The sequence below is a fragment of the Rhizobium sp. P1_B8 genome (assembly GCF_056406515.1).
The window spans coordinates 1-11,572 of record NZ_JBFTZZ010000061.1 but is presented as its reverse complement, the minus strand read 5'-3'; the positions used below and the strand labels follow the sequence as shown (position 1 = coordinate 11,572).

Genomic DNA, 11,572 nt, shown 5'->3' with positions numbered 1-11,572 from the left:
AAGCGCCGCGTGAAGGAAATGATGCTCTTGAGTTCGGCGCTCTCGCCACCTTTGGAAATCGCCAACACGACGTCGTCGCGCGCAATCATGCCGAGATCGCCGTGATTGGCCTCCGCCGCATGCACGAAAAAGGCGGGCGTTCCCGTTGACGCGAATGTCGCCGCCAGCTTGGCGCCGATATGCCCGCTCTTGCCGACGCCGGTGACGATGACGCGTCCGGAGATGTCGCCGATGACTTCAACGGCCCGGGTAAAGGGACCGGCCAAGCCATCGTCAAAGGCCTGTTCGAGCGCTTCAAGACCGCGTCTTTCGGTCTCTATCGTGCGTTTTGCCGACTCGAGCACGCTGTTTTCAACGAGGTTTATCGCTCTTCTGATCATGAAGTTGCGTTAGACCTTTTCACTTTCCAAGTCCACCCCGCACGATTTCGGTCGGCATCTGTGCAACGAATGCGAAAAGGGGCCACCGTTTTACCGGCTTGAGAAGAGGTCAAATAGCAGAAAGGTGAGTACTCGTGCCGTTCCTCGCCCCACTCTTTCGCTCCGGCGGTGACGTGGGCTTTGTATGGGCCAATCAAGCAGCGAACCGTATGAAGGCGGCGCCCAACCGCGATCGAACATTTCAGAGCAAGGACGGTAACCGCTTAAGACGGGCGAGAATGCGATGTTGAACGGGCAGCAGGCGCAGATAAGGGGCAGGCCAGAACAAATCGCGGAAGAAACTTGAAGATTTCGAACGGCCGATCCATTTCGGGAATGCAGGATGGATATAGCCTTTGTCGATAGCTTGATTGATATCCGCCAATGTAACAGCACCTGCGTCCAGCGCAGCGTTCACTGCCGCGTAAAACACGTCTCGATTAGGATTGGTCGGCTCTACCCATGGCTGGCGATTCATATCGGTGAAGTGGATAAGGCTCGTCTCGCCACTGTCGTAGTATTCGAGCGCATTCCATCGGAACGGCAAGATCATCGCCTTTTCGTCGGCAGACATATGAGAGAATTCGTAGACCAGAGAATGATAGTCATAGACACCAGTATCGAGCTTTTGCATTAGCTCCTTGGCAGCCCAGCGCGCTTTGGCGCAGTCTACCAGGAAAACGCTGTATTGCGGTCGACGACCGCGTTCAGGCGGCTGTTCAGCGTACAAAAGCGATACCCCGTCAGGCATCGGCCAATTCCATAATTCGGCGATATCGGTAAAGACCAGCATATCCGCATCCAGATAGATTGCCCGGCCCTCATAGCCGCAGATTTGCGGAATCATGAAACGCGTGAAACTGAAGCCAGTCTTGGACCTTAGTGCCGGATTCTGAGGCGAAGGAGCAGCATAATCGCTGAGATAGTGAATCTTCACCGGAGCACTTGTACGCGAAGTGATGCTGTGAGCCAGCACCTTCGCGCCAATCATCTGGTATTCATCGGTGCCAATAAATATCTGGATTGGGTCCAAGTTCGCCATATGGTCGGCCTATCTTTGGGTGCGTTCTGATTTTATGTGGCGGGCAAGCTGCGCGATGCCCGTTTCCAGGCTCACTTTCGGTTCGTACCCTAACAAAGTCCGAGCCCGGGTATTATCGGCAAGCGCAAAACGGACATCCCCTGGTCGGAAATCGCCAGAAATGCGAAGGTTTTCCTTGCTGGCGCCCAGTTCGGTGAGCAAGCACTCAGCAGCATAACGAATTGTCGTGCTAGTGCCGCTTCCCACATTTATCGGCTCACTGTCAGCGCTGCCAGCAACGGCAGCAAGCATCAGCGCCTCGACGATGTCATCGACGTAAACGAAATCGCGGACGATCTCGCCATCCTCATAGATGTTCAGAATCTTGCCGTCTAAAATCTGCTGGCCAAAAATCGAGAGCACACCGGTATAGGGATTCCGGCTACTCTGCCCGGGCCCGTAAACATTCTGAAATCTGAGAATTACGGGTTGGATGCGCGTGTTGTCGAGGCCTTGGACGCATATGTATTCCTGCATCAGCTTTGTGGAAGCATAGATGCTTGACGGACGCAGAGTAATGCCTTCAGGAGTAGCGACAGGGGTAGCCGCTTCACCAACGCTGTCGTAGAGATCAAAAATCCCCTTAGACATAGTCTCGCTTGGACGCGGCTTAGGTGTGAAGATTTCGCCGACGCTCGATTTGTAGGCGCCCTCCCCGTAGACTGCCCTGGAAGAGGCGAGAACGAGCCGTCTCGTCTTGTCGGGAAGCTTACGCAACCCTTCAATCAGATAGGCGGTTCCATTGATGTTGGTATCACAATATCGAGAAATTTCGTGATAACTCTGACCGGTCCCGGTTTCGGCCGCAAGATGGAAAATCAGATCGGGATCGTGTCGTTCAAGCACCCCTTCAAAGAAAGCCCTGTCTGACACCGATCCTTCTTCAACAATCGCCCCCTCGATAGATTTAGCCGGTTTCTCACCGTGGACTTGGGGATGAAAGTTGTCGAGCGCGACAACGGACTTAATGTCTGGCCGCTGCGCCAGGCGTGCAATGAGCCGCCTCCCGATGAAGCCCATGCCACCGGTGACCAATACTGTGTCTTGCTTCACTATCAAGAATCTCCTTGGGCATCATAACGGGGTCGGAATCAGGCTGCCTTCTCGGCGGCCAGTTTCGCCTCATATTCCTTGATGGCCCTGGTACGGAGACGCTTGGCCTCGTACACTTCCTTATGCGCAACATATCCCAGGCGCTTATCATTGGCCTTGTGATAATTGTACCAGGCCTTGCGTGCAAAACCCGGAATTTTATTGAGATACTTGAGATCAGCGATCAGAGAGGGCCGGAAATAGCCCATATCGATCTCTTTCTTAATCTGATCCATCGCCAACTGCCCCTCGGCAACCATTCGGTTCACTTCATTGAACCAGATGTATCCGAGTGGATGGCCACTATAGGTCCATGGCTGAGTATAGACGTCGGTGTAGTGCAGCAGGCGCGTGTTTACGTCCCAATGCTCAAGTGAGTTCCATTCGAATGGAACGCCATACTTGACCTCGTTTTCTTCGAGAATGCAGAATTGGCTCATCAACTGATCGTAATCGTATTTGCCATCATCCATCCCCTGGACGATCTCCTCGACCTTCCAGGCGCAAGCGGCACAATCGATCAGCATCACAGCGCATTGCTTCTTACGGGCGGCAGGCGCTCCCTCCTTCGCCGTCGTCACCTCAGCGTGCTTGACCTCTTGCTGGACAATGATCTTCGCGCCGTCGAAGGGAATATTCCACAATTCCTTGATGTCTTTCATGACGATCATGTCGGCGTCCATGTAGATCGCCTTGCCCTTATACCCATTCAGCGCTGGAATGGTGAAGCGGGAAAAGGAGAAGCCCGTACGCTGACCATTTCTCGGATCGACCGGTGCGGGCACCGGCAAATCCAGCATTCCAAAGACCTCAACCTTTGCATTGGTATGGCGCTTGATCGAGTATTCCAGAACGTTGACAGCAAGCATCTGCGAGCTGTCCGTTCCGACAAATACGCGGATGGTGTCATCATCCAGATTGCGGGTAGCAAGATCGTTGATCTGGGTTATAAAAGTCGGCATCGTCAATCGCCTTCCTGCTGGATCCGATAAGTTGCGTGTTTCACTCATACATTCTTACCCGCCATCGGATCAAATGGAATTAGCGGGAATAGACAGCTTTTGATGCCGCGGAGAATGATGAGCCGTGGGCGAGGTATCACTCGCTAAAGTGCTCGTTTTGTGGCGGTTTTGGCGTGCGATCTTCTAATAGGCGATCAATCTCACACACGATGTTGGACGCAACGTTTCCCGCCGCCAACGCGGACGATTTGAAGCGGCTGACGGCATCCATAGTCGCACTGCCGTCAAGAGCACGGGTTACAAAAGCCTCTATATCCTCATAGGAACGACCGATTTCGAGCGGTTCAAACAGAGGCAAATCCAACGTATTGGCAAAGACCAGAACCGGCCGGCAAAGCTGGGTTGCATCTACTGCAACTGTCGAGGGAGTTGTTATGGCCGCTAGTGAGGCCGAGAGTAAATCGGCGGCGGTGACACCGGCGAACCCGGGATCATCCCGGTGCAGTAGAAGCGCGTTGGCCCGGGTTGTTATGCGGGGATTCTTTTGCAGCCAGACGCCAGCCGGATGCGGTTTTATGACAAAAAACACATCCTTGAACGTGTCCACCAGTCGTTCGATATTCGCGCTGAAGTGCCCGCGATAGCCATCGGCTTCATACCGATGCCAATGCAGATTCTCAAAAATCGCGATCACCGGTAGGCGGCGAGGGTTCATCGCCTCGAGGCTGCTCTGAAGCGTCGCAAGGTGCCGCGACGTGCTTGGCGCAAATCGTCCTACGGGAATGCAGCGTCGCACAAGATCAGATGATGCTTGCTTCGGCAGTCGCGCAGGATCGCCATAGGTGAATATGGATGACGACGCAATTTTCACATCACTGGTATGGCGATCATCAAAGTAGGATAAACCCGGCGCTTCCAATCCATGTTGCATGGATATCGTTGGAATACCGAGTTCATTGGCTTTCAACACGGCCGCGTGAACCAATCGATGTGGGCGCAAGGAAGTCTCCGCACCGACGATAAGGACGGACGCGGACTTCACATCGAGCGCTCGCAGATTGCCCTCGTCCGTGTCCTCCGTGAGAAGACGAAGACGCGCACCGGTGTTTACGATCTCTCGCACGATATCCGGCTGTTGAAGGTATACCGACTTCAGAAGCACCACATCCACATCATGGCGGTTGCCATTCATGTCTTCGCCAGCGTCGGCGACCAAAGCCGTCACAACTGGCAGCAGCACATGAATGTCCTGCAGAAGATGGAAGAATATAGCAATCCGCGGGGATTTGGCAGGCCGAGGCTTCTCCAGCCGCATAAGCTCGAGCCATTTCCGGCCAGTAGCCTCTGCCGAGAATTCTTTCTCAATAATCGATCTTGCCTTCTCAATGTCCGCCTCTGTCGCCGCTTCATCGAGAAGATACCGTCGAAATCCGCCCTCCCAATCATCGGTTACGATGCAATCCTTTAACGGCTCGAGAGACATCAGACGCGAAGCTATCACCGGAGTACCGCAGCTAAGCGCCAGAAGCGCGCGATTGGCCGATTTACACTCTGAAAATTCATCCTCGATCTGGGGCATGAGGAAGGCATCACTCGCCCTGACAGCCTCAAAGCAGCCCTCCTGGCTCCACAACTCAAATCGTGACCGGAATGGGAGTGGCTCTATCAAAGTCCTATAAGCATCAGAGCGGCTACTCATAACGACCAGTTCGAAATCAACCGTCTGCGCAAGGCGGATCAGATCAGATGCAATGAGCGTCAGGGTTTGTATGCCCGATTGAAAGCTGTCCGAACCCGCGTTTCCGAACCAGATGAGCTTCTTGCCACCGTTAAGACCCGAGACAGGTGCCTGATCCGCCGGCATCTTATTGCGACCTGCAGTCACTAGCCGAGGGCGAGTTGCCCAATAACCACGAAGCCGATCATACAGCCTCGCCGGCAACTTACGCGGCGTGCGAGACAGCTCTGCGACCAGGATCCGAAAAGACAGAAAGGACTCTCGCGCCTGTTGTCTCGTCCGCCCTATCTTGGATTTCAAGTCGGCCAAGCGGGTACGAGGGCGAATAAGCCGGCGAAGTTCAGCAAGACTATAGGCATCAATCTTATTGACGCTGAAAACACGCGTGCGCTCAATGAGCGCGCTAGACTCCGCTTGATCAGGAATAACAACGATCGGAATTGAACCCGAAAGCGAAGCGGATAAAACCTTCCTCAGCTGCTCCGTTGGCACCACGATAGCGTCGATGTAGGGCGCCTGAGAGAGAATGATAACCCTGCGCAGTTCCCCCGAGCTGTTGCCGTACCTGGGATGCGTGACATAATCGCATAGATCGAGAAAGACCTTTCGTGCGTACCGTTCGCGGAGCTCCCGCATAATCGCGGTCAAAACATGGCTTACGGTCTTGACGAATATGACGACATCGTACTCCTTCAAATGCTCGATCTTGGCATCGCGAACCGAGAAATAGGCATTTTGGAATCCATTGTCCGCAAGGGCGAAGCTGGGATAAAGCGCGCGATACCTGAAACTGGCAACGTTCGGGCTGATGTCTGCCGATACCCAAGCAATCTTCATGTGGCTTCCAGGAATAGATCCATACTGCGCAAGGCGTCACCGAGGATCGCTCTTGCATTCAAACATGCAACCGCAGGACCCTTACAACTTGGTCCTCCAATCTCGCAAGAGAATAAAACTCCGCGATCCTATCCTGCACGTTCTGCAACAAAGAAGCCGCTTGGCTCTGGGGCATCGAAAGCAATTCGATGATTCGTTCTGACCAGGTTTCGTTCACGGTTTGGGGCAAGCCCGTAATATCGCAAATACGAGCATAGACCGGTCCTGTCGACAGCACGGGCAGGACGCCAGAACTCGCATACTCTATGAACTTGGTATTTGCCTTGCAGTCATTGAACGGATTGCGCACCAGCGGCGCCAAGCCCACTTTCCAGTCAAGCTCACGCATCCTCGCGAGGAAACCATTATAGTCCGCCGTCGGCGGAATGGCGCGCACCCTGCTTCCGTATTTCCGAACCATTTCAGGCGGCATCTTGATCGATCCGAAGGTTTCGAAGCGCGCTTCCGGGAGACGATCCAGCACATGCTCGATGGACGGCAGGACTTGCGCGAGATCCTCCGCGTGACCGGCAGTCCCCATGTAGCCGAACAGGAGCTTGTCCGACAGTTCTCGCTTTATGTCATTTGAGGCGGGGCAATATATCTCGCCGGCGATGGCCTCGGACCTGAAGTCATAGCGGTTAAAACGTCTCTTCAGCTCTTCGGTGGACAGGTAAATAAGGCTAGCGCCTTCGCAGAGCGCTCGCATGCTCTGCAGGCGGATAGGATCATGGTACCGATCGTACTTTGCCTTACCCAGCGAGAGCGGAACGTCAAACAAGTCATCGTCGAAATGGCTCACGAGCGAAATGCCCGCGCTGTGACAGTAAGCAACGACTTCCTTCGAACCGACACCTCCATAGCGGCTCGCCACCACTATAGTAGGATGCAAAGACGACAGAAGTGTACGCATATCTTGAGGGGTCGAAATGACCGACTCCTCAAACATAGCGAGCGCAACTTCCCCGGTCTGCCGGCGTAACGTCAGCGGCAAATCAAAGCTTATTCGCTGAGTTGCACCAGCTCCATCAGCCATTATCACCACCCTATGCCGAGCGTCGGAAAAATGGCGATCGAATATGAGCGGAGAAATCTTCGAGGTCGATTGGCCCTGAGGGGTGGGGCGGAAAATACGGGCGATACGGCGCAGCATTCAACGGCACTTCATCGGTAGCAATACTCGTACATCTCTTGAGTTGCCGCTTTAGATATAGCAGGAGAAACCCAATCGCAAACATTATCCCCACCCGAGCTATCGTGTTCGTTCGGAGCCGGGGGCAAGACGCCTCAAAACGGCGTGCGGGAGAAGTTTTCGCTGGCGCACCGGCCAAAAGCTGAATATCGGTGCCCCGCTGACCATGCAATTTACCACCAAGATAGGACGTTTGTTTCTCAGCATGCAGACTGAAAACATTGATTTCGATGGCACGCCTTCGCCGGCCAAACGGGTCCGGCATAGCATCGCGCTTGCCTATCAATTGTTCCGACCGCAGCTCAAGGCCAAATTCAGCCGATCATTCCTCGGCTATTTCTGGATCATTTTCCCTATCGTTGTCCTGACGGTGGCGGCGCACGGAGCCCATCAATCTGGAATCATGTTCGCGCCAGACATCAATCTTCCGTTTTTCATATTCTATATGATTGGAGTGGTGGCGTGGTTGAATTTTGGTGAGGCTCTTATGCTAGGGGTGCGATCGGTTGAAGCCTCCCGGTCGTTCATCGCACGTGTCCGCTTTCCAATGCTCAGCATCGTGCTCAGCCAGTTGTTTGCAATCCTGGTCGACGGCCTGATCCGTATTCTTTTCGTCGCCCTGATGTCGCTTGCCTTTGGAATTGACCCGTTGAGAGTCATACTTAGCTGCGGGATCATCCTGTTCGGGACCGTCTTTGCGGCAATGCTTGGCGCCTTTATTGCTCCCTTTGCGCTATTGGTGGAGGACGTTAAGCGTATCTTCCAGCTATTTTTGTCGTTCGGTCTCTTAGTTAGCCCGGTGTTCTTTCAGCCGCGGCCCGGCACAACATTGGAGACTGTTTTATATTTTCATCCGATTGCCCCGATAGCTTTACCAGCTCGCAAGGCGATGGCAGGTGCGCCAATTGACATTCCACTGTCGATTGTGTTCGGTCTGACAGTGTTGGGTCTACTGATTATTGGTTTGCGCTTCTTCATCAAGGCTAAGCCGCTCATCGTCGAGCGCATGCTGTTGGGAGGACGATGATGTCAGAGAATGCCGTCGTCCGTGTCAACGGTTTGAACAAAAAGTTCAATCGCGATCTGAAAGGTTCCTTTACCTCGGGCATTCGTACGCTAATTGGAGGCGCCTTTAAGGAGGACCCCAGCAAGCTGAAGGCTGGCGAATTTTGGGCGCTTCGAAACATAAATCTGGAGCTTAGGAAAGGCGAGTCACTTGGCCTTGTCGGAGTCAATGGCAGCGGCAAGACCACCCTGCTTCGCCTGATAGCCGGGGTCATAAACCCGACATCCGGAACGATCGAGACCCGTGGCAAGATCGCACCCATGCTGGCTCTCGGCGCAGGCTTTGAACCCAGCCTCAGTGGCTCTCAGAACATCTACCTCAATATGTCGCTTCTTGGGATGACCACGGATGAAATCCGAGCGAGCTACGACGCGGTCGTCGATTTTGCGGAGATCGGCGAAAGCATCGACGCCCCGCTCGGCACCTATTCTACGGGCATGAGGATGAGGCTTGGATTTGCATGCGCCGTCCACACCGACCCGCAACTTCTCATCGTCGACGAGGTACTGGCAGTCGGGGATGCGAGCTTCCGCGTAAAGTGCCGCAACAAGATCAACGATATCCGCAAGGGAGGGGCATCTCTCATTCTCGTCTCCCATTCCCGGCTTTCGATAGAGTACTTGACAGATCGAGCAATCTATCTGCGGAAGGGCCAGGTGCTGGCAGAGGGAGATTCGAAGTCCGTTCTCGATGCCTATGAAGCCGATCAAGCCAGCACAACAAGAGAAAAGCTAAACAGTCGGGACAAGCCCTCAACCTCTGCGACATCGATTGCGACAGGCAAGAAAATAACCATCGACCACGTCCGATTGCTTGACAATGCCGGCCACGAAATTGAGCAGATTTTTCCTGGCGAGGATTTGACCGTCGAAGTAGCCGTGACAGCTCATGAAGACCTTGACGAGTGTGCTTTCAACGTCATGTTTAAGCCGGTGGTCGAACCAGTGGTCTATCATCCCTCCTCGACACGAGATGAATTGGGATGGGTACAAATTACCAAAGGCAGGCACACGGTTCGCATGAAATTTGATCCTGTCATCTATTTGCCTGGCCTTTACTCGATCAGAGTCAACATCTCGCAGGGATCGATGATGGACATACTGTGTCACGTGGAAGAGAAGAGTGTCCGAGTACTGCGACCCGAGGGAAAGATAATTCGTTCGCACTATATACCGCCGCTGCACATCGACCTCGCAGGCTTGGCTGTTACTGCGCCGGATCCGGAGGACGTGGATTTTGAAGGAGCAGAAGATCTTTGACGAGGCGTCCGGGCATGCTGAATGAAAGGTCAGTGCAACTTGTTGTGTTTCATGTCGATAAAGGCGCTGCTGTTATCGATCGAACCAAATATGGAGACTTTCGCGCGCGGGATTATCACAAAATGATTGCCCTCATGTGGGCGTCATTCCAGCGTTACCACCCAGGCACGACCCTCACCATTCTTACGGATACAGACAGCCGATTTAAATTGCCGGGTGCTACGATCTGGCGTCGCGAAATCGACATCGATCGAATAATGTATGAGCGCATGATCTGGCAACGCGATGCACTCACGCGCCTCGGCAGCGAACACCCGGTATTCCTGCTCGACTCCGACATGCTCTGCCTCAGAAGCTTCGCCCACTTATTTGAACAGAAGACCGGTACCTTTGATCTCGCGTTGACATACCGACGCTCCCACAACTCACCGATCAACGGCGGCTTGTTGATCGTCAATAGCGGTGACGAAGCGCGCAAGCGCGTAGTGAGCATGATGTCTCAGATGATTGAAAACTACACGTCTATGAGCGAGGAGGAAAAGACATGGTTCGGCGACCAGCTCGCGCTCCGTGATCTTGTGGGCCTACATCACAGCAAAATGCGTAACCTTCAAGTGATCGAAAACTGGCTGGGACACATCCTTCTGCTGGACTGCGAACAATATAATTTCACCCCGAAATTGAGCGATCATGACATCCTCAAGCCGACGACGAAGTGTCGGCTGTATCACTTCAAAGGTAATCTCAAGCATTATATGGGGCCGTATTTCACGGTCGCACGTGCCAAGCCCTTTAGGCCATCGGCATTTCTTGCCTATCCGTTTCTGCCCTGGGCACTCTTTAAAATTTGGCGGCTGGAGCGGATTCGACACGCTGAATCCCGACGCGAACAACAACAGCCGGAGAGCAACGGCGCGATAGCGACGAAGAGAAAAGGTCCTGACGAAGGCGAGCAAATACGCACCGAAATCAAGACGCTTTCCGATGAGCTGCGCGCTCGCAATTTGACATACTGCGGCTATGACAAACTGGCCATCCTTCACGATTGTATTGTTGATGTGGAACGGAACAAACTGGAAGGGCGGTTCGTTGAGGCGGGGGTCGCCCTTGGCGGCTCGGCTATCTTCATGTGCCATTATAAATCTCACAATAGGCCACTAGACCTGTATGACGTTTACGACCAGATCCCAGCTCCTGGGCCGGAAGACGGGCTTGATGCACATGAGCGCTATGCTCAAATCGAGTCTGGGCAGTCCCACGGCCTTGGCCAGGATCAATATTACGGTTACCTTGGCGATACAAAGCAGCTTGTCGCCGACAACCTCAAGACTTTCGGCTTTCCTGCCTTCGAGCACAACATCCATTTCATCAAGGGATTGTTCCAGGATACGATGAACCTGACAGAACCCGTCGCAGTCGCTCATATCGACGGCGATTGGTACGATTCGGTGAAGACTTGCATCGATCGCATTGCGCCACATATCGTAAAGGGCGGTTACATTATATTTGACGACTATTCGTCTTATTCCGGATGTCGGAAGGCAGTGGATCAGTGGCTCGCGCAATCACCTGAATTCGAGCCGGTGGTGATTAAGCGCTCCATTGCCGTTCAGCGAAAACGCTAGCGAATCTCTGTCAATCCTCCGAGGTTGCCGATGTTGGCGTCTGCCTCGCCTCTCCTCACCGTACGCGCGGTCATCTGCGCTGCGTGAACGGTCGACAACGATGCCGATGCATGGGTAATCCCCCCGCAAATTAACGGGCTTCAAAAGTAGAATTTTCTCGGGCTTTATGATCGAGGAGATTTTGATGAAGACGAGCAGATTCAGCGAACCCCAAATCCTTGCCATCCTGCGCCAAGCAGAAGGCGGCGTTCCTGTGCCGGAG

At 53.7% G+C, this 11,572-nt stretch carries 9 protein-coding genes; 3 read left to right on the top strand and 6 right to left on the bottom strand.

Annotated elements, in window-relative coordinates; translation table 11 throughout:
• The 6 genes from AC1D2N_RS35735 to AC1D2N_RS35710 form a co-directional block, all read right to left on the bottom strand.
• Nucleotides 1-380 (bottom strand): SIS domain-containing protein (locus tag AC1D2N_RS35735; RefSeq protein WP_477982970.1); only part of this gene is annotated, 380 nt, incomplete at its 3' end.
• A gap of 241 nt (nucleotides 381-621) precedes the next feature.
• Nucleotides 622-1,461: a glycosyltransferase gene (locus AC1D2N_RS35730; RefSeq protein ID WP_065277103.1), complete on the bottom strand. Its 840-nt coding sequence runs from the start codon at nucleotides 1,459-1,461 to the stop codon at nucleotides 622-624.
• A 9-nt stretch (nucleotides 1,462-1,470) separates the two neighbouring features.
• Entirely contained in the window at nucleotides 1,471-2,553 is a 1,083-nt protein-coding gene (locus AC1D2N_RS35725) for an NAD-dependent epimerase/dehydratase family protein (RefSeq protein ID WP_197728230.1), read from the bottom strand.
• A 38-nt stretch (nucleotides 2,554-2,591) separates the two neighbouring features.
• Nucleotides 2,592-3,554 (bottom strand): glycosyltransferase, encoded by a 963-nt coding sequence (locus AC1D2N_RS35720; protein WP_130653501.1) that lies wholly within the window; start codon nucleotides 3,552-3,554, stop codon nucleotides 2,592-2,594.
• Nucleotides 3,555-3,690: 136 nt separating this feature from the next.
• On the bottom strand, nucleotides 3,691-6,129 hold the full coding sequence (locus AC1D2N_RS35715; RefSeq protein WP_130651758.1) for a hypothetical protein: 2,439 nt from the start codon (nucleotides 6,127-6,129) through the stop codon (nucleotides 3,691-3,693).
• 58 nt (nucleotides 6,130-6,187) lie between these two features.
• Complete coding sequence (locus AC1D2N_RS35710) at nucleotides 6,188-7,321, bottom strand: glycosyltransferase family protein (protein ID WP_028734779.1); 1,134 nt, start codon at nucleotides 7,319-7,321, stop codon at nucleotides 6,188-6,190.
• Nucleotides 7,322-7,526: 205 nt separating this feature from the next.
• Between AC1D2N_RS35710 and AC1D2N_RS35705 the strand changes: the two genes are divergently transcribed.
• From AC1D2N_RS35705 to AC1D2N_RS35695, 3 genes are read left to right on the top strand one after another with little or no spacing between them, the layout of a single operon-like run.
• On the top strand, nucleotides 7,527-8,387 hold the full coding sequence (locus AC1D2N_RS35705; RefSeq protein ID WP_028734780.1) for an ABC transporter permease: 861 nt from the start codon (nucleotides 7,527-7,529) through the stop codon (nucleotides 8,385-8,387).
• Nucleotides 8,387-9,685 (top strand): ABC transporter ATP-binding protein, encoded by a 1,299-nt coding sequence (locus tag AC1D2N_RS35700; protein ID WP_050578580.1) that lies wholly within the window; start codon nucleotides 8,387-8,389, stop codon nucleotides 9,683-9,685. Before AC1D2N_RS35705 ends, AC1D2N_RS35700 begins: the two co-directional genes overlap by 1 nt.
• A 14-nt stretch (nucleotides 9,686-9,699) precedes the next feature.
• The gene (locus AC1D2N_RS35695; RefSeq protein ID WP_130651757.1) at nucleotides 9,700-11,310 is read left to right on the top strand and encodes a TylF/MycF/NovP-related O-methyltransferase; all 1,611 of its coding nucleotides are present in this window, start codon (nucleotides 9,700-9,702) and stop codon (nucleotides 11,308-11,310) included.
• Nucleotides 11,311-11,572: the final 262 nt, after the last annotated feature.

Bases quoted from the DNA above. Each gene is read 5' to 3' on its own strand.
- AC1D2N_RS35715 (WP_130651758.1), bottom strand. From the start codon at position 6,129: ATGAAGATTGCTTGGGTATCGGCAGACATCAGCCCGAACGTTGCCAGT.
- AC1D2N_RS35730 (WP_065277103.1), bottom strand. From the start codon at position 1,461: ATGGCGAACTTGGACCCAATCCAGATATTTATTGGCACCGATGAATAC.
- AC1D2N_RS35720 (WP_130653501.1), bottom strand. From the start codon at position 3,554: ATGCCGACTTTTATAACCCAGATCAACGATCTTGCTACCCGCAATCTG.
- AC1D2N_RS35700 (WP_050578580.1), top strand. From the start codon at position 8,387: ATGTCAGAGAATGCCGTCGTCCGTGTCAACGGTTTGAACAAAAAGTTC.
- AC1D2N_RS35695 (WP_130651757.1), top strand. From the start codon at position 9,700: ATGCTGAATGAAAGGTCAGTGCAACTTGTTGTGTTTCATGTCGATAAA.
- AC1D2N_RS35705 (WP_028734780.1), top strand. From the start codon at position 7,527: ATGCAATTTACCACCAAGATAGGACGTTTGTTTCTCAGCATGCAGACT.
- AC1D2N_RS35710 (WP_028734779.1), bottom strand. From the start codon at position 7,321: ATGCTGCGCCGTATCGCCCGTATTTTCCGCCCCACCCCTCAGGGCCAA.